Source organism: Kitasatospora acidiphila (genome assembly GCF_006636205.1).
Taxonomy (GTDB): Bacteria; Actinomycetota; Actinomycetes; order Streptomycetales; family Streptomycetaceae; genus Kitasatospora; species Kitasatospora acidiphila.
In genome coordinates this window covers 7,744,866-7,763,266 of record NZ_VIGB01000003.1, presented here as the reverse complement: position 1 = coordinate 7,763,266, position 18,401 = coordinate 7,744,866, and the positions used below count along the sequence as shown (strand labels likewise).

Here is an 18,401-nt window from a genome sequence, read left to right as displayed (position 1 = left end):
GCGGAGGTGGCAGGGCCTGGCCGCCAGGGCCGTTCCGGCGGGGCCGGGGCGACGGGGCCCGGGCGACGGGGCCGTGGCAGGCTGGAGGGTGGGTGAGAGCGATGACCGTCTTCCATGCGCATGGTCAGCACCAGATGAGGTTCCGCGACCGCGCGGACGCCGGGCGGCTGCTCGGCAAGCGGGTGGCCGGCTGGGCCGCCGACCGGCCGATCGTGGTGGGGCTGCCACGCGGCGGGGTCCCGGTCGCCTATGAGGTGGCCCGGATGATGGAGGCGCCGCTGGACATCCTGGTGGTCCGCAAGATCGGCGCGCCCGGGCAGCCGGAGCTGGCCCTTGGCGCGGTCGGCGAGGGCGGCATCCGGCTGTTCAACCACGACATCATCGCCGCGCTCGGCATCTCCGCCGAGCGGCTTGAGCGGCTGGCCGACGAGACCGCCGCCGAGGTGGCGGAGCGGACCGGGCGGCTGCGCGGCGACCGTCCGCCGTTGGATCCCGCCGGCCGGGCCGTGGTGCTGGTCGACGACGGGATCGCCACCGGCGCCACGGTGCGGGCGGCGATGGCGGTGCTGCGGCGGCGCGACGTCGACCAGCTGCTGCTGGCGGTGCCGGTGACCTCACCGGAGGCGTTGCGGGTGCTCGGGCCGCTGGCGGACGACCTGGTCTGCCTGAGCGCACCGGCGGCCTTCATGGCGGTGGGGCAGTTCTACGACGACTTCGACCAGACCAGCGACCAGGAGGTGCGGCGGCTGCTGGAGCTGGCCGGTGGGGGTGACGCTCCACGGCAATCCGGCTGATCCGGCTGATCGGCTGAGCAAGCGCTTGGTCACCCGATCCCCCGCAGCAGCGTGCTACTTCTGCCGGAGGGCCATCCACTTCCCGGGATCGGCCAGCGGCTCGAAGCCCGCCTTGGCGTAGACGCCGTGCGCGTCGTCGGTGGCGAGCACGATCCGGCGCAACCCCAGCGGCGCCAGGTGGTCGCGCACCGCCGCGGCCAGCACCGTGCCGAGGCCCTTGCCGCGCACCGACCGGTCCACGAAGACGTCGCAGAGGTAGGCGAAGGTGGCGTGGTCGGTGACCACCCGGGCGTATGCCACCTGGGCGCCGGACGAGCTCTGGTAGACGCCGAAGTTGAGCGAGCCGGCGATCGCCCGGTCCTGCTTCTCCCGAGGCCGGCCGATCGCCCAGTAGGCGTCCTCGGAGAGCCAGCGGTGGATCTGCGCGGCGTCCAGGCGGGCCGGGTCGGTGGAGATCTCGTAGCCGTCAGGCAGCTCAGGAAGCTCCGGCAGGTCGGTCAGGTCAGTCAGTTCAGTGCTCATGCCGAGATCCAATCAGCAGTGCGGCCGGACCGTCATCAGGGGTCCGGCCGCCACCGCTACTGATGTCCGCTCAGCTGGTCACCGTCCAGCTCTGGCCCGGTGCCGAGGAGTTGCCGGGGTTGGTCACCGCGACCGAGCCGGCGGCACTGCCACTGGTGTCCAGCACCATGCCGTTGCCCACGTTGGTGATGGTGAGCCCGCCGGCGGCGTTCTGCTGCACCTTCCACTCCTGCCAGGGGTTGCCCGGGTAACTGTTCAGCAGGTAGGCGCTGTTGCCGGCCTGGGCGCCCGCCGAGAGCACGCCGTGCGTCTGAGCCGTGGTGGCGCAGTTGTCGGTGATCTGCACGGTGCCGTTGGCGTTGGGCGTGAACAGCCACTGCTGGGCGGCGTTTCCGCTCTGGTAGGCGTTGATGTCGGAGTTGCCGCCCACCGCCGCACCGCAGCCGCCCTGCACCTCCAGCACCTTGCCGCCGGTGCCGCCGGTGCCGCCGGTGCCGCCGGTGCCGCCGGCCGCGATGCTGTGGTACTTGCCGTCGCCGACGACGTTCGACCCACCGGTGCCGCCGGTGCCGCTGCCACTGCCGGCGGTGAGCCGGTAGAGCGCGACGCCGTGCGCCGGGATCCAACTGCCGCCGATGGTCCCGGTGGTGGTGCCGGTGGCGCCGCTCCAGACCTCCTTGTAGCTGTAACTGGACCCGGTCAGGCCGAGGGCGCTGAGGGTGGTGCTGGGCATGGCCCAGTTGCTCGGGTCCTGGTTGACCAGTGCCACGGCCGTGTCGCCGTTGGCCAGTTGGCGCTTAAGGATCACCGGCGCGGTCGGCGACGCGGGTGCGCTGCCGACCAGGGTGGCCGCCTTGCCCAGGGCGTCCTGGTCGATGGCGATCATGTCGGCGTTCTTCAGGATCGCCAGCGAGGAGGCGGTGATCCCGGTGGACCAGGTGTAACCGCTGTCCGTGTGCTGCGAGTCGGCGGCGGTGCGCAGGTCGGCGCCGGAGATCAGCGGGGCCGCCATCATGGAGAGGATGGAGAGCTCGGTGCGCGACTCGTCGTCGGTGAACGGCTTGTGGCAGGTACAGGTGTCGGTGACCCCGTAGTCGCCGAAGACGTCCTGCCAGCCCGCGAAGCTCATGTCCAGGTCGTTCCAGCCGCCCGGGCGGACGTTGCCCGCGTACTGCAGTGCGGTCTGCAACTGACCGTTGTAGAGCACCCCGTTGAGCTCGCTGTCGCGGTCGCCGCCGATCCGGCACAGGTTGGCGACCTGGCCGCACCAGACGCCGGTGGGCGAGTAACCGGGCGACTGGTACTGCGGGGTGCCGGCCGCGACGATCACCGGGTCGGTGCGGGCCGGGTCGTTGGCGTTCAGCAGGTAGGGCACGCCGGTGTGGACCGGCTGGGCGGAGACGGAGAGCACCACGCGGGGCTTGCCCTGGGCGGCGGAGGCGGCGTCCAGCGCGTGCTGGAAGGTCTGGACCCGGGCGTAGATGGACTGGGTGAGCTCCTTGCCCTCGCCCTGGGTGCCGTAGTTGTGGCCGTCGGGGCCGGTGATCGGCGGGCCGTACGGGCAGTCGTCGTACTTCACGAAGTCGACGCCCCAGGAGACGAAGTCGGTGGCGTCGGTGCTCTCGTGGCCGAGGCTGCCGGGGTGGCCCTGGCAGGTGGTGTAGGTGTCGGTGGCGTAGACGCCGAACTTCATGCCCTTGCTGTGGGCGTACCAGGCCAGGTACTGGATCCCGTTCATCGTCTGGCCGTTGACGGTCTGCGAGGGGAAGGCGCCGTTCGGGGTCAGGTGGCCGGAGGTGGGGTCGTTGCCGGTGCCGTCGGTGCCCGGGACCGGGTTGCCGTTGGCGTCGTAGAGCTGCATGGCGCCGTAGGAGTTCTTGGCGAAGTCCGTGGTCTGGCCGTCGCGGTGGCCCACCGACCAGCCGTCGTCGATGGTGACGCTGTTGTAGCCGGCCTGCACCAGGCCGTTGGCGGACATGAAGTCGATGGTCTGCTGGACCTGCTGCTCGGTCACGCCGGTACCGAGCGAGTTCCAGGAGTTCCAGCCCATCGGCGGGGTGAGGGCAGCGCCGTTGCCGAGTGCGGCGGCGGGGATGGCGCTGCCGAGGGTGAGGGTGGTGAGCGAAGCGGCGGCGAGCGCCATGGTGGCCAGTGCGCCGGTGAGTTGTTTCAGCGGAACACGCATGTGGGGGCTCCAGGAGTGGAGTGAGGTGGGGGGCCTGGTCAGGCCGGCCGCCGGACCGGCCTGACCAGGGTCAGCTGATGATCCGTCAGTTCTCGTGAACCGAGGCGTCGTCGATCAGGAAGGCGGTCGTGGGGGTCGAACCGCTTTCGTGGGACACCAGCTTGAGGCTGATGGTGGTGCCCCAGCCGACCTGGCCGATGAAGGGGGTCAGATTGACGGACTGCTGCTGGTAGCCGGGCTGGCTGCCCGTGCTGTTCCAGGTCTTCACCACGCCGATCTGATGGCCGTCGTACTGCGAGTAGGCGATCAGCTGGAGGGTGTCCGGGTTGCTGCCCGAGGTGTTGGTGGACTCGGTGTCCAGCCAGAACGAGAAGTTGGCGTTCTGGTAGCCCGCATAGGTGTTCAGCGAGGTGTTGATCGAGTCGTCGGCGCCGCTGCCGTTCTGGCCCAGCCAGGCGTACCACGTGCCGCTGTGCGCCGAGTGCAGGCTGGACGGGGTGATGATGTTGTAGCCGGACGGGCTCCACGCGTCGGTCATCACGGTGTGGTTGACGTCGGCCGAGCCGTTCTCGAAGCCCGGGTCGATCAGTTGCTCCGGGCCGGCGGTGCAACCGGTCTGGCCGGAACCGATGTTCTCCCAGAAGCCGGTGCTGGCGGTGCGGCCGCCCGCGTCCGTGGCGTTGACGGTGATCCGCTGCCAGCCGTTGCTACCGGAGCTGGTGCCGGAGATGACCCCGGTGCCGGAGTTGATGCTCAGGCCGCTCGGCAGGCCGGTGGCGCTGTAGCTGACGGTCGCACCGGAGCTGTCGGCGGCCGCCGCGCCGATGTTGACCGGGGAGTTGGGGGCGTCGGTCCGGTCGCACATCACGCTGAGGGTGAGGGTCGGCCCGGTGACGATCGGGTCCGAGGACTGGCACAGGTGGTCGGTGTTGGACCAGAGCGTCTGCAGCGGGAACGAGCCGGTGGAGAGGTTCTCGAAGAACAGTCCGCCGTTGGCGCCTTGGGGGATCCAGGCGCACTTGTCGCCGACCTCCTGGCCGGTGGCGTCGGTCCAGCCGCCCGGGGTGTTGGGGTCGGTCAGCGTCTCGGCGTACTCGTGGCCGCCGATGATGCCGTAGCCGTCCAGCTTGCCGCGCGCGGTGTTCTCACCGAACCAGTTGGCGCCGCAACCGGCCACGTCGGGCTGGTAGGGCATGTTGGTGTAGGCGATCGAACCGAACTTGGTGCGCTCGAAGTCGTGCCAGGCGCAGTAGCCGAGGTCCTTCCACTTGTCCGGGTTGGTGCCCTGCGGCGAGTCGATGATGTACTGCACGTTGCGGTTCTGCGCCTCGGTCACATTGCCGAAGTGCTGGGCCGCGGCGGTCGCTTCGGCGGCCAACTGGGGCTCGCTGGCGGCTTGCGGGGCCGCTGCGGCGTTGTCCACCCAGACGCCGGCCAGCACGCTGCCGGGCTGCGGGTACTGGATGTGCGCGGCATTGGCGGGGCACTGCAGGCTGCCTGCCTGGATGCCCTCGCAGTACTGGGTGAGCACGGCGCTCCAGCCGTCGCCGGCGCTGCCCAGGCCCTTGAAGAAGTCCTGCTGGTAGGCGGCCGCGCCGTCCGGGTCGCCGGAGGGCACCACGTCGCCGGTGGAGTTGGTGGACGGCGTGCCCCACTGAGAACCCCAGAGCACCAGGTAGACCTTGGGCGGGCCGGTGACGATGCCGGCCGAGTCCTGCGCACCCTTGTAGGTCATCTGCAGGTCGTACTCGTTGGCCACCGAGCCGTCACCCTGCGGGCCCGGGTCGGCGCCGTCGGCGGTCTGCGGGGTGACCTTGCCGCCGGTCTTGCCGGCGGTCGCGAGCGGTCCGGCCTTGGCGGCGTGCGGCTTGAAGGCCGCGGCCTTGTGCGGGCCGCCGGACTTGGGGGTGGCGGGCTTGGCCTGGGCCTGAACGGTCCCGTGGGTGGCGGGGTGGGGGTCGGCCGCCGCGGTCAGCGGGGCCACCAGCCCGGCTGCGGCCAGGCCGGCGGCGAGGCCGACCATGAGGGTTCGTCTGCTGTGCAGCAACAGACCGGCTCGATGTCTGAGCACGTGTCACATTCCTTCTGGGGTCGCGATAGCACCCGGCTCGACCGGAGACGGCGTCGGGCGGGGTCAAGGAAATGCGGTGGGGGACACGAGGGCGGCACTCGGAGAGGTGCCGTCGACGAGGCACTGCGTGGGGGGAACTGCAGGAGGACAGCCGTGCCGCCGGACCCGGCGGCAGTGCCATACGATATTGCACTGACCGGGAGCCGACAAGAGTCCACACAAGCACTCGTCTTCGCGCGATCAACCTGTTTGTTTATGATTGTTTCTGTGCATTAGTGGGATGTCAGTGCATGACTGCGCAGGCTGATGGCCAGGGTGATGCGCAGGCTGATGTGCAGGTTGACGGCCAACGTGATGCGCAGGTTGACACGCAGGTTTGAGTGGCATGGCCGCATGCCAGGTATCCGAAATGACGCCAACCACGTTCCAGTACTCAGCCGAGGTCCGCGACGCACTCGACCGGGGTGCGCCAGTGGTCGCGCTGGAGTCGACGATCATCGCCCACGGCCTCCCCCGCCCCCGCAACCTGGCCGTCGCCGGTGAGTTGGAGGAACTGGTCCGGGCGCACGGTGCGGTGCCGGCCACCATCGCGGTGCTGGACGGCACGGTCCGGATCGGCCTGGACGCCGGTGGGCTGGACCGGGTCGCCAACCAGGAGGGCCTGCGCAAGTTCGGGTTCCGCGACCTCGCGCCCGCACTGGCCACCGGCGCCAGCGGCGCGACCACCGTCTCCGGCACCGCCTTCCTGGCGGCGCGGGCCGGGATCCGGGTCTTCGCCACCGGCGGACTCGGCGGCGTGCACCGGGACTGGATCAGCACCCAGGACGAGTCGGCCGATCTGGGGCTGCTGGCCCGCACCCGGATCACCGTGGTCTGCGCGGGTGTCAAGTCGATCCTGGACGTTCCCGCGACCCTACAGCGTCTGGAAACCCTGGGAGTTGGCGTCATCGGCTTCGGCACCGAGGAGTTCCCTGGCTTCTATCTGAGCAGTTCGGGCAACCCGGTGGACTGGACGCTGCACGAGCCCGCCCAGGTGGCCGCCGCGATGCGGGCCCAGGACGCCCTCGGCGGGCCCGAGTCGGCGCTGGTGGTGGCGAATCCGGTACCGCGCGAAGAGCAGTTGGATCCGCTGCTGCACGACCGGGTGCTGGCCGACGGGCTCGCCGCCGCCGACCGGGAGCGCGTCATCGGGCAAGCCGTCACCCCGTTCCTGCTCGCCTACCTCACCGAGCACACCAAGGGCGCCTCGCTGGAGGCCAATCTCGCGGCGGTGCGCGGCAACGTCCGGCTGGCGGCCCGGATCGCCGCTGCCTGGGCCAAGGCATGAGTGGCCTCCTGGTGATCGGCAACGTGGTCACCGATGTGGTCGCCCGGCATCGGGGGCCGCTGGCGCCGAACACCGACACGCCCGCCCGGATCGTCCTGCTGCCCGGCGGCGCGGCGGGCAACACCGCTGCCTGGGCCGCGCGTTCGGGCGCCCGGGAGGTGCGGGTGCTGGCCCGGGTGGGGGCCGACTCCGCCGACTGGCACCGTGCGGCGCTGGCGGCCGCCGGTGTGACGGCGCAGTTGGTGGTCGCTGCGGAGCAGCCGACCGGGGTGGTGATAGCGCTGGTGGACGAGACGGCCGAACGCAGCATGGTCACCGACGTCGGCGCCGCCGCCGGGTTGCGGCTCGCGGACTGGGATCCGGTGCTGCTGGCGGGAGTTGACTTCCTCCACCTATCGGGCTATCTGCTCTTTCCGCCTGCCGGGCGGGAGTTGGCGCGGGCGGCGATCGCGGACGCGAGGGCCGCCGGGGTGCCGGTGAGCGTGGACCCGGCTTCCACCGGCTTCCTGGGGGCGTTGGGCGTGCCGGTGTTCCGGGCGGCCGCGAGCGGGGTCGACGTGCTGATACCCAACCTGGAGGAGGCCCGACTGCTCAGCGGCGAGGCCGAACCGGAGGCGGCGGCGATCGCGCTCAGCCGCTGGGTCGGCACCGCGGTGGTCAAGCTCGGGGCCGCGGGCGCGATCGCCGCCCGGGCCGGCGCGGTGATCGCCCGCGCGCCCGGGGTGCCGACCGCCGCGGTGGACAGCACCGGGGCGGGTGACGCCTTCGCCGGCGGGTATCTGGCGGCGCTGCTGGCCGGGGCGGACCAGCAGCGGGCGCTGGCGGCGGGGTGCGCGGCCGGCGCGCAGGCGGTGGCGGTGGTGGGCGCGCGGCCCGCCGTCGGGTGAGGTGCTGGTGAACCGCCAGGCTCACCAGCACAGTTGGCTACCGCCTGCGCAGTGCAACCCCGGCCACCAGGATGCCGACGACCACCAGCGCCGCATTGGCCGTGATCGCGGTGGCGACACCGTGGAGCACCGTGGCGGAGCCGGCGGATGCGCCGAGACCCGTGGTGGCGATCGCGCTCATCACGGGCGTACCCATGGTGATCCCGATCTGCTGGGTCATGGTGGCCAGGCCGGTCGCGGTGCCCTGGTCGGCGGCCGGCAGCCCCGAGGTGGCGGTCACCATGAACCCCACGATCACCACCATGTTGCCGACGCCGCCCACGAAGGTGGCCGCCAGCAGCAGACCCAGCCAGCCGCGCCCCTCCCCCAGCGCGGTCAGCGCCGCCGTGGCCAGCGCCTGCACCGCACCGCCGAGCACCAGCGCCCGGGTGGCGCCGAGCCGCCCGATCACCCGCGCCGCCGTCACCCCACCGACCACCGTGCCGAGCCCCAGCACCGCGAAGCAGAGGCCGGCGGCGAGCGGCGCGAAGCCGAGCACCCGCTGCAGGTACAGGGTGAGCAGGAAGACCAGCGAGGTCTCGGTGGCGAAGGCCAGCAGCCCGATCAGGTTGCCCCACACGACCGTTGGCCGGTGCAGGATCCGCACCGGCACCAGTGGACCGGCGGCCCGACGCTCGATCAGGTAGCAGGCCACCAGCAGCACCGCCCCGGCGAGCAGCCCCGGCAGGCGCAGCGCGGGCGTGGTCAGCCCGGCGACCAGGGCCAGCAGCCCGGCCGTCACGGTGACCGCGCCGGGCAGGTCCAGCCCTTCGCGTGCGCCACGGCTCTCGGTCAGCACCCGGGGTGCGATCAGCAGCACGGCCAGCACCACCGGCACGTTGAGCAGGAACGCCCAGCGCCAGCTGAGCAGGTCGGTGAGCACGCCGCCGAGCACCGCGCCGGTGGTGAAACCAGCCGACATCAACGCGCCGTTGAGGCCCAACGCCCGCTCACGCAGTGGGCCTTCGGGGAAGGCCGAGGTGAGCAGCGCCAGGCCGGCCGGGGTGACGGCGGCGGTCGCCAGGCCCTGGGCGACCCGGGCGGTCAGCAGCATCGCCGGGTTCACCGCGAACCCGCCCAGCAGTGAGGCCGCGCCCAGCAGGGCCAGGCCGATCAGGAACAGCCGGCGGCGTCCGACCAGGTCGGCGAGCCGGCCGAAGAGCAGCGTGAAACCGGCCGCCGCGAGCGCGAACGCGGTGGCCACCCACTGGAGTTGGCCGATCCGGAAGCCCAGGCCCCGGCCGATCGCGGGCAGTGCGACGTTCAGGATCGAGAAGTCCACCGCCAGGGTGAACTGGGCTACCAGTAGGACGGCCAGCACCAGCCGGGCACGGCCGGTGAGTCGGTCGTTGGGTGCGGCTGACGTTCTGTCGAGTACTGCCATGTCGTGGACTCCCTCCGGGATTTGTGGTCACCGGGAGTCTGTGGCGGTGCGTCGGGGGCAGCCATCCCCGAGCGGTTGGTACCAATGGCAGGGTCAGGCTGAGTCGTTGCCCAGCACTGGCAGCGGCAGGCTGAAACGTTGCCTACCGGTGGCAGCGTCGGACTGAGTCGTTGCCTAGCGGTGGCAGCGTCAGGCGGTGTCCTTGCTTACGGTCGGCTGGCCGCGCCGAATCACCGGCAGTGTCAGGCCGGCCGCGTTCCTGTCCCTGGCAGGGTCAGGCTGCGGGGGCCGGTTCGCGCGATACTCATCCGTATGGACACGGATCTCGGAGGGTTCCTGCGGGCGCGGCGGGCTCGGCTGCGGCCCGAGGACGTCGGGCTGACGTCGTTCGGCGGTCGGCGACGGGTGCCGGGCCTGCGCCGGGAGGAGTTGGCCCAGCTCGCGGGCGTCAGCGCGGCCTACTACACGCGGCTGGAGCAGGGGCAGAGCGGCAACGCCTCCGAGGCGGTGCTCGACGCCCTGGCCCGAGCGCTCCGGCTGACCGAGGACGAGCACGCCCATCTGCGCAATCTGGCCCGCCCGCGCCGGGCCAAGCGCCGCCCGGCGGAGCGCCCGGAGCAGGTGCGCCCCGCGACCCGACAGCTGATCGAGGCGATGGACGGCGTCCCGGCCGTGGTGCTGAACCGCCGCCGCGATGTGCTCGCCTGGAACGCGCTCGGCCACGCCCTGGTGGCCGGGCACCTGGACCGCGGCGCGCCGGAGCGCCCCGCCGACCGGCCCAACCTGCAGCGGATGCTCTTCCTCGACCCGCACACCAGGGAGCTGTATCCGGACTGGGCGACGGAGGCCCGGCGTGCGGTGGCCTCGCTGCGCCTGGCGGCCGGGGGTCACGCGGACGACCGGCGACTGGCCGAGCTGACCGGTGAACTACTGCTGAAGAGCCATGAGTTCGCCGCGCTCTGGGCCAAGCAGTCGGTCGCCAACTGCACCACTGGCCGCAAGTCCTTCCACCATCCGGTGGTCGGCCCACTGGAGTTGGACTTCGAAACCCTCCAACCGGCCGACGGCACGGGCCACTGGCTGCTGCTCTACAGTGCTGTGTCCGGATCGGCTGATGAGCTCGGACTCCGCCTGCTGCAAGGAACTCTGACTGCGGCTCAGAGTGTTCCGGCAGTCACCGCGGATCGATGAACATGTGAGGAACCATGGAGACACCGACCCGGCCCCGCCTTGTGCTGCTCACCGGCGCTGCCGGCGGCGTGGGCACCTTCCTGCGGGCCCTACTGCCTGGCTACGGCTATCAGTTGCGCTGCTTCGACCGCCTGCCGGTGCCAGGCGAGCCCGGGGCGATCACCGCCGACCTGCGGGATCCTCAGGCGCTGGCCACGGCGATGGACGGCGTCGACGCGGTGGTCCACCTGGCCGGGATCGCGCAGGAGGCGCCGTTCCCGGAGATCCTGGCCGCCAACATCGATGGCAGCTACCGGCTTTACGAGGCCGCGCGGGCCGCGGGGGTGCGCCGGATCGTCTTCGCCAGTAGCAACCATGCGGTGGGCTTCACCGAACGACCTGCCGACGGCGGCCTCCTGCCGGTGGAGACACCGCAGCGCCCCGACACCTACTACGGACTCTCCAAGTGCTTCGGCGAGAACCTCGCCTCGCTCTACGCCGACCGGCACGGGATCGAGACGGTCTCGCTGCGGATCGGCTCCTGCCTCGCCGTGCCGCGCACCGTCCGGATGCTCGCCACCTGGCTCAGCCCGGCCGACTGCGCCCGCCTGGTGCACGCCTCGCTCAGCGCGCCGGTGGCCGGCCACACCGTGGTCTACGGCATCTCCGCCAACACCCGGGCCTGGTGGGACCTCGCGCCGGCTCGGGCACTCGGCTACCGACCACTGGACAACGCCGAGGAGTTCGCGGCCGAGCTGCTCGCCAGGCTCGGCGAACTGCCGCCCGACGACCCGGAGTACCGCGTTGTCGGCGGTTCCTTCACGCGGCTCGGGGACTGACTGCGGCCTGCGCCTCGACCCGCCCCGGCCCCGTCTCACCCAGCTGGCGGTAGTCCCAGGGCCACCGTCAGCGGTGGGGCTAACCCCCCTACTCGACGGGTGGCTGAGGCTAGATCAGATATGCCTGTCAGCCCCCTCGTTGCGCCGTCCGCAACGGAGAAGAATTTTCTCCATGAAGATCACTCACCTGAACGACTCGCGTCCGACCGGCACGAACCCGCAGCGCCGGCGTCTGCAGGGCACCCACCGCGTGGCGCTGCTGCTGGCCGCCACCTCGACCGCCCTGGCCCTCACCGCCCCGCTGGCGCACGCCGCGCCGCGCGGCCCGGAGCTGCACTGGGGGCCGTGCACCGGCGCGGGCACCGGTGTCGACCCGCGACAGCAGTGCGCCACGCTCGCCGTGCCGCTCGACTACCGGCAGCCCGACGGCCCGAGCATCACGCTGGCCGTCTCACGGATCCCGGCCGCCCAACCCCGGCTGCGCCGCGGTGTCCTGGTGACCATTCCCGGCGGGCCGGGCGGCTCCGGCCTCAACCGTCCGAGCGACGCGGCCAAGCGGCTCCCGCAGTCGGTGCTCGACCGCTATGACCTCATCGGGTTCGACCCGCGGGGCGTCGGCCAGTCCACCCCGGTCAGCTGCGGGCTCTCCCATGAGGACCTGTCGCCGGTCAATATGTACCCCTGGCCGGCTCCCGACGGCGGCATCACGGCCAATGTCGCCTTCGCCCAGCACCTCGCCGACAAGTGCTGGAGCAATGGCGGTCCGGTGCTGCGCACCCTGAGCACCGCCAACGAGGCGCGCGATCTGGACAGCATCCGCAGTGCCCTCGGCGCGCGCCGGATGTCGGCCTGGGGCGTCTCCTACGGCACCTACGTCGGCGCGGTGTACGCCACGATGTTCCCCCAGCACACCGACCGGGTGGTGCTGGACAGCAACGACGACCCCGACGCCACCAAGGTCGAACGGGGCTTGCTGGCCAACTTCGCCATCGGCGTGGAGGACCGCTTCCCCGACTTCGCCGCCTGGGCCGCCGAACCCGGCAACCCCGACCGGGTGGCCGACACCCCCGAGCAGGTGCGCGCCCGCTACCTCGAGCTCGCCGATCGCCTCGACCACTCGCCCATCCCCTGGCCCGGCACCAACCCGGCCGAACTGAACGGCAACGTGCTGCGCACCGTCATGCTGCAGAGCCTCGACAGTGACGCCGACTTCCCGAACCTGGCGGAGCTGCTGCTCGCCGCCGAGGGCCGCCGCCCGCTCCCCACCCCGGTGGTCGCCCCCGATGCCGCAGTGCAGAACACCCTTGCCGTCGCGGCCGGCACCATCTGCGGGGATGTCAGCTGGCCCACCTCCGTCGCCGGCTACGCGCAGGCGGTTGCGGCCGACCGCGTCACCCACCCGCTGACCGCCGGCATGCCGGTCAATGTGATGCCATGCGCCTTCTGGCCCGCCAAGCCCACCGAACCACCGGTGGTCGTCGGTGACCAGGGCCCCTCGAACATCCTGCTGATACAGAACCTCCGCGACCCGGCCACGCCCTACGCCGGCGCGCTGCAGTTGCGCCGCGACCTGGGCGACCGGGCCCGCATGGTCACCGTGGACTCCGGCGGCCACGAGGTCTACCTCGCCAACGGAAACGCCTGCGGCGACGACCTGGTGACGCAGTACCTGGTCACCGGCCGCCGCCCGGAGCACGACGCCTACTGCCCGGCGCAGTGACGGAGCGTGCGAGCCGTGCTCAGCAGTTCGGCGCTGCCGGACTGGCGCTACCGGACCGCTGCCGGCAGAGCGCGTCAGGTGTCAGGCGTCCGTCGGCTTGGGCCGGCGCCAGAACTGACGCGGCGCGAAGCCCTCGCGTCGCAGCCAGTGCTCGGTGTAGACGATCCGGTCGGCCTCCACCACCACAAGCGGTCCTGACGGCGGCTCGTCCAGCGAACGGGAGCGCTCGACGTGATCGGACTGCCAGCGGACGGCCGGCCAGTAGTGCGCGAAGTCCGGGTCGTCCTCGTTCAACACCCGGGCTCGCCCGAAGATCTGGGCACCGCGGCTGCTGGCCTGCCCGACCAGCGGGGCGAACACCCCCACGGACACACGGGGATCCGCCGCCAGGTTGCGCATCTTCGGCGACCCTGCCGCCGTGGTGAACATCAACGCGAAGTCGAGGTGGAAGTAGCGTACCGGCGTCGCCAGCGGTCCATCCTGGCCCGCCGTTGCCAGCACGCACATGTTCTGGGACGACAGCAGGTTGAGGATGCGCTCTTCGAGGCGCTCGCGGCCAAGCCGCTGCTGCGGGGCCGGTCCAGCCAGCCAAGGGTTGGTTACAGGCATGATCAACTCTCCCACACCGCCTCCCGCACCTCCAGCAATTTTGATCATGGAATGGCCAGGATCGGCCTGTGCTCCCCCTGACACCGGACATACCGTGGGCTGATGCCGAGGACATTGCGTTTGGCGGTCGCGCAGAGCACCGTGGCAGAAGATCCCACCGACCCCGAGAGCGTGCGGGCGAGCGGCGCCCAGGTCCGCCGGCTGATGCGCGAGGCGCATGCGGGCGGGGCGCGGCTGGTGCAGTTCCCCGAAGGTGCCATCACCTACCCCGACAAACATGCGATCTCGTCCGGTCCCAAGGGAACGCTCGCCGCCGCGGATTGGGGCCGGGTCGACTGGGACGTCATCCGCACCGAGGCCGAGGCCGTGGCCCAACTGGCCGGGGAGTTGGGCCTGTGGGTGGCGTTCGGATCGATCCATCCGCTGACACCGCCGCACCGCCCGCACAACAGCCTGTACATCGTCTCGGACCAGGGCGAGCTCGTCGGCCGCTACGACAAGCGCTACCTGTCGCACAGCGAACTCTCGTACCTGTACACGCCCGGCACGACCCCACTCGTCTTCGAGGTTGACGGCATCCGGTTCGGTGCCGCCCTGTGCATCGAGGCCAAGTTCCCCGAACTGTTCGCGGAGTACGAGCAGTTGGATGTTGACTGCGTCCTGCTGTCCGCGATGGCCGACCATGCCGGACTCGCCGTGCTGGCTCAGGCGTACGCGATCCTCTACAACTACTGGGTCGCTTACTCCGTCCCGGCCCAGTTCGGTGCCACCGCGCCCGCGAGGATCATCGCGCCGGGCGGCCGCCGACTCGCGAGCTGCCCCGCCGCCCGCGGACCCGGCCTCGCGTTCGCCGATCTCGACCTGGACACGCAGGACCCGGACATCTCGATGACCCTCCGCCTTGCCCGTCCATGGCGCCGGTTGGCCCGTGCGGGCCTGTATGACCGGCATGTGGTGTCGGGTGATGCGCGCAGCGACATACGCACCGGCTTCTGAAGCACTCAACTCGTGCTGCTCTCAGCACCCTTGCCGCCAGGGCCATTCTGCTCAATACTGCCCGTTGCATGCTGCTAATGGTATAGACCCTGCAACAATCGAGCAGATTCTGCACGCACGCGCTCCCTCCCCCGACCCTGGGCAGGCCATGCGATCAGTCAAATCCACCCTCGCCGCGGCGTTCCTCACCGCTGTGCTCCCCTTCTCCTTCGTACTCCCGGCTGCCTCGGCCGCTGCTGCTTCCCCCGCCGCTCCCCCGGCCGCCGCCACCCCGCCGACGACCGTGCCGGCCCTGCAGAGCTGGACGTCGGCGACCGGCTCCTTCACCTTCGGCCCGTCCAGCCGAGTCGTCGTGGACCCCGCCCACGCAGCCCAACTCGCCGGGGACGCCGCCACCTTCGCCGCCGATCTGACCGCCCTCGAAGGGCACACGGTCACCGTGGCACCGGCCGGTACCAGCGCCGCACCCGGCGACATCACCCTCACCCTCGGGGCAACCAGCCCGCGGAGGGCTACCGGGTCACCGTCGGTTCCGTCATCACCGTTCAAGGGTCCACCACCGACGGGGAGTTCTGGGGCACCCGGACCATCCTCCAGTGGCTGCACCAGAGCGCGACGGTGCCGGCCGGCACGGGTACCGACTCGCCCGGCAAGAGCGAGCGCGGGCTGATGATCGACACCGGGCGGAACTTCTTCCCCGTCGACTGGGTCGAGAACCAGATCCGCGAGATGTCCTACCTGAAGCTCGACTACCTGCACCTGCACCTGTCGGACACCTACGGGTTCCGCCTGGAGAGCAGCACCCACCCGGAGATCACCTCAGCGCAGCACTACTCCAAGGCGGACCTCGCGGCGATCATCGCGCTGGGCGACAAGTACCACGTCGCCGTGGTGCCGGAGATCGACATGCCCGGCCACATGGACGCGATCCTCTCCGGTGAGCTCTCGATCGGCAACGACTACCGGCTGAAAGACAGTTCGGGCAGCCCCAGCAGCAGTTACATCGACATCACCATCCCGGGCGCCCGCACCCTGATGAGCGACCTGATCCAGGAGTACGAGCCGCTCTTCACCTCCTCGAAGTACTGGCACATCGGCGCCGACGAGTACGTGACCGACTACGCCTCCTACCCGCAGCTGCTCAGCTACGCCCATGCCACCTACGGCCCCAACGCCACCGCGAAGGACGCCTTCTACGGCTTCGTCAACTGGGCCGACTCGATCGTCCGGGCCGGCGGCAAGGCCGCCCGGATGTGGAACGACGGCATCAAGGCGGGCGACGGCACCATCGCGCCCAACCCGGACATCGTGGTCGAGTACTGGTACGACTACGGCCTGACGCCGCAGCAGCTGATCGACGCCGGGCACACCGTCGCCAACGAGTCCTGGACTCCGACCTACTACGTCTACGGCGGCGCCAAGCCCGACACCACCTGGATGTACCAGTCCTGGAACCCCGACCTGTTCCAGGGTTCCAACACCATCAGCGACCCCAGCCGCAACCCCGGCTCGCTGCTGCACGTCTGGTGCGACAACCCGACCGCCGAGACCGTGGACCAGACCGCTGCCAACCTCAAGTACCCGCTGCGCGACCTGGCGCAGCTGACGTGGAACTCCCCCAAGCCGGTGTCGACCTACGCCGCGTTCATCCCGATCATGGACGCGATCGGCCGCAACCCGCTCTACCCCGTGCCGGTCATCCAAGGCGACCTCGCCCAAGGCCGGCCGACCACCGCGTCCAGCATCGAGACCCCCAACTTCCCGGCCGCCAACGCAACCGACGGGGACCTGAACTCCCGCTGGTCCAGCCAGTACACCGACCCGACCTGGCTCCAGGTGGACCTGGGCAGCGTGCAGACCGTCAACCGAGTGGTGCTCGCCTGGGAGACCGCCTACGGCAAGGCCTACCAGATCCAGCTCTCGAACGACGGCACCACCTGGACCACGGTCTACACCCGAACCAACGGAACCGGCGGCACCGAGACCCTGACCGGCTTCACCGGCAGCGGCCGCTACATCCGCCTCTACGGCACCGCTCGTGGCACTCAATGGGGCTACTCGCTCTACGAGTTCGAGGCCTTCCACGACACCGCGCCGAACGGCGCACACACGCTCAGCACCGGCGGCCAGGCGCTCGACGACCCGGCCAGCTCGACCGCGGCCGGCACTCAGCTGATCAGCTGGGGCCTGCACGGAGGCCCCAACCAGGTCTGGACCATCACCCAACAGGCTGACGGTTCCTCCCAGTTGGTCAACAGCGCGTCCGGCCTGTGCCTGGACGTCAGCGGCGCCTCGACCACCGCCGGAGCCGCCGTCGTCCAGGAGCCGTGCACCGGCGACGGCCACCAGCACTGGCGGCTCGCCCAACTCCCGGACGGCAGCTGGACCGTCACCTCGGTCTCCAGCGGACTGCTCCTGACCACGGCATCGACGGCCAACAACGCCCTGATCACCCAACAGCCCGACACCGGCTCGACACTCCAGCACTGGACGATCGGCTGACCATCCGCCGGGGGCCGTGCGGGTGACCTCCCGCCCGGCCCCCGGTTCGGCCCGAGCCATGTCCCGCGTGCCGCACGGCCGACGCGCCCCGGAGGCGCCCGACGGGTGCACCGCGGTGGCCGGATCCGTTCGGCGGGTGGCTGCCGGGCGCCCCGGGATCACGGTGCCGATCACCGCATCGCCACAGGTCAGAGTGGTGCGCATGGCGCCGCTCGCGTCCCGCGAGCACCAGCGCGGCTGACAGGGCTTCAGCATCCGGCACGAGCCAAGACCGGCGCGACGCCCGGCCATAGCGCGCCGTCGCGCCGTTGGGCCGTCGTGCCGTCGTGCCATCGCGCCGGATTCAGCATGCGGCCCCGGGCATGGCCACCGACCCGATCCCGCGCACCCACCACTCGGCGTCCTTCCTGCTGCCGGACGGGCGGGTGATGACGGTGGGCGACGACCCCGGCAACGGCACCTTCGACATGCACGTGTCGATCTACACTCCGCCGTACCTGTACCACGGCGCCCGGCCGCAGATCACCGGCGTGGCCAACACCGTGTGGTCCTACGGCTCCAGCCAGCACATCACGGTGGACGCGCCGATCGTGCGGGCGGAGCTGATCCGCCCGGCCGCCGTCCCCCACTCCTCGGAGCCCAACCAGCGGTTCGTCGACCTGCCGATGACGGTCCACACGGACGGAAGCATCGACCTCAACGTGACCAGCAGCCCCAACCTGGCGCCGCCCGGCTACTACATGCTCTACGTGGTCAACGCGGCTGGCGTGCCGTCGGTGGCCTCCTGGGTCCGCCTGATGTGACGTGCCGTCACACGTCCCACAAAGGCTCCTACAACGAAAGGACGGTCCGATGACCGTGCGACCCTCGCGCCGCCGCTGGCGTCCGGGCAGGACGAGCGCCGGGCTCGGCACCGGTGTGGCCGGGCTGGCGCTGGCCCTCACCCTCGCCACACCGAACGCCTCCTCCCGCCCCGTTCCGCCGACGGGCGGGACCGCCGCCACCCAGCAGCGCCGGCCCGACCCGCACATCATGGACTTCGCCCAGAGCCCGGCAGCGCACCCGATGGCCCCTCAGTCCAAGCGGACCGACGAGACCGCGGTCGCCCCCGACGCCGACGGCTGCGACCACCACTACGGCGCGCTCAACATCTGCGCACCGGCCGCCTTCCCGCCCGGCGTCGGCGCCGCCCAAGGCGCCCGCTGCACCTGGCTGCTGCAGCACGGCTACCGGGACCTGGCCGTGCACGGCCGGGACGACCTCGGCCTGGACACCAACCACGACGGCATGGGCTGCGACCCCGGCGACGCGGGCGGGAGCCGCTGACCGCCGTAGTCCGAAAGTCCGCAAGTCCGA

General features: G+C 71.2%; 14 protein-coding genes and 2 pseudogenes. 11 read left to right on the top strand and 5 right to left on the bottom strand.

What is annotated here, in order from left to right:
- The first annotated feature begins 101 nt into the window (after positions 1 to 101).
- A complete protein-coding gene (locus E6W39_RS36645) occupies positions 102 to 794 on the top strand; it encodes a phosphoribosyltransferase (RefSeq protein WP_228718560.1) in 693 nt (230 codons plus the stop codon).
- A gap of 54 nt (positions 795 to 848) precedes the next feature.
- Here the strand turns inward: E6W39_RS36645 and E6W39_RS36640 are convergent, their stop codons facing one another.
- From E6W39_RS36640 to E6W39_RS36630, 3 genes are all read right to left on the bottom strand, one after another.
- Positions 849 to 1,316, bottom strand: coding sequence for a GNAT family N-acetyltransferase (locus E6W39_RS36640; RefSeq protein WP_181799617.1), 468 nt, complete (start codon positions 1,314 to 1,316; stop codon positions 849 to 851).
- Between the two features lie 70 nt (positions 1,317 to 1,386).
- Positions 1,387 to 3,501: an alpha-galactosidase gene (locus E6W39_RS36635; RefSeq protein ID WP_141637124.1), complete on the bottom strand. Its 2,115-nt coding sequence runs from the start codon at positions 3,499 to 3,501 to the stop codon at positions 1,387 to 1,389.
- Positions 3,502 to 3,586: 85 nt separating this feature from the next.
- The gene (locus E6W39_RS36630; RefSeq protein ID WP_141637123.1) at positions 3,587 to 5,572 is read right to left on the bottom strand and encodes an Ig domain-containing protein; all 1,986 of its coding nucleotides are present in this window, start codon (positions 5,570 to 5,572) and stop codon (positions 3,587 to 3,589) included.
- A gap of 409 nt (positions 5,573 to 5,981) precedes the next feature.
- On the opposite strand from E6W39_RS36630, the gene E6W39_RS36625 reads away from it, so the two are divergent.
- Complete coding sequence (locus tag E6W39_RS36625) at positions 5,982 to 6,899, top strand: pseudouridine-5'-phosphate glycosidase (RefSeq protein WP_141637122.1); 918 nt, start codon at positions 5,982 to 5,984, stop codon at positions 6,897 to 6,899.
- Positions 6,896 to 7,786 carry a carbohydrate kinase family protein gene (locus tag E6W39_RS36620; protein ID WP_141637121.1) on the top strand — a complete coding sequence of 297 codons (891 nt, stop codon included), beginning with the start codon at positions 6,896 to 6,898 and terminating at the stop codon, positions 7,784 to 7,786. Before E6W39_RS36625 ends, E6W39_RS36620 begins: the two co-directional genes overlap by 4 nt.
- A gap of 37 nt (positions 7,787 to 7,823) precedes the next feature.
- On the opposite strand, the gene E6W39_RS36615 is transcribed toward E6W39_RS36620, so the two are convergent.
- Complete coding sequence (locus E6W39_RS36615; protein ID WP_141637120.1) at positions 7,824 to 9,209, bottom strand: MFS transporter; 1,386 nt, start codon at positions 9,207 to 9,209, stop codon at positions 7,824 to 7,826.
- Positions 9,210 to 9,521: 312 nt separating this feature from the next.
- Between E6W39_RS36615 and E6W39_RS36610 the strand changes: the two genes are divergently transcribed.
- From E6W39_RS36610 to E6W39_RS36600, 3 genes are all read left to right on the top strand, one after another.
- The gene (locus tag E6W39_RS36610; RefSeq protein WP_141637119.1) at positions 9,522 to 10,400 is read left to right on the top strand and encodes a helix-turn-helix transcriptional regulator; all 879 of its coding nucleotides are present in this window, start codon (positions 9,522 to 9,524) and stop codon (positions 10,398 to 10,400) included.
- A 14-nt stretch (positions 10,401 to 10,414) separates the two neighbouring features.
- Entirely contained in the window at positions 10,415 to 11,218 is an 804-nt protein-coding gene (locus tag E6W39_RS36605; RefSeq protein ID WP_141637118.1) for an NAD-dependent epimerase/dehydratase family protein, read from the top strand.
- A 172-nt stretch (positions 11,219 to 11,390) separates the two neighbouring features.
- Complete coding sequence (locus tag E6W39_RS36600) at positions 11,391 to 12,938, top strand: alpha/beta hydrolase (protein ID WP_141637117.1); 1,548 nt, start codon at positions 11,391 to 11,393, stop codon at positions 12,936 to 12,938.
- 81 nt (positions 12,939 to 13,019) lie between these two features.
- On the opposite strand, the gene E6W39_RS36595 is transcribed toward E6W39_RS36600, so the two are convergent.
- Positions 13,020 to 13,547, bottom strand: coding sequence for a pyridoxamine 5'-phosphate oxidase family protein (locus tag E6W39_RS36595; protein WP_141637116.1), 528 nt, complete (start codon positions 13,545 to 13,547; stop codon positions 13,020 to 13,022).
- Positions 13,548 to 13,649: 102 nt separating this feature from the next.
- On the opposite strand from E6W39_RS36595, the gene E6W39_RS36590 reads away from it, so the two are divergent.
- The 5 genes and pseudogenes from E6W39_RS36590 (at position 13,650) to E6W39_RS36575 (ending at position 18,371) form a co-directional block, all read left to right on the top strand.
- Complete coding sequence (locus tag E6W39_RS36590) at positions 13,650 to 14,543, top strand: carbon-nitrogen hydrolase family protein (protein WP_141637115.1); 894 nt, start codon at positions 13,650 to 13,652, stop codon at positions 14,541 to 14,543.
- Positions 14,488 to 15,125: pseudogene (locus tag E6W39_RS44380) on the top strand (glycoside hydrolase family 20 zincin-like fold domain-containing protein); the annotation flags it as partial. The gene E6W39_RS36590 and the pseudogene E6W39_RS44380, both read left to right, overlap by 56 nt.
- Positions 15,126 to 15,161: 36 nt before the next feature.
- A complete protein-coding gene (locus E6W39_RS36585) occupies positions 15,162 to 17,045 on the top strand; it encodes a family 20 glycosylhydrolase (RefSeq protein WP_220140318.1) in 1,884 nt (627 codons plus the stop codon).
- Positions 17,046 to 17,407: 362 nt separating this feature from the next.
- A pseudogene (locus E6W39_RS36580) lies at positions 17,408 to 17,842 on the top strand (galactose oxidase early set domain-containing protein); the annotation flags it as partial.
- Positions 17,843 to 17,897: 55 nt separating this feature from the next.
- The gene (locus E6W39_RS36575) at positions 17,898 to 18,371 is read left to right on the top strand and encodes a hypothetical protein (protein WP_141637113.1); all 474 of its coding nucleotides are present in this window, start codon (positions 17,898 to 17,900) and stop codon (positions 18,369 to 18,371) included.
- Positions 18,372 to 18,401 lie beyond the last annotated feature (30 nt).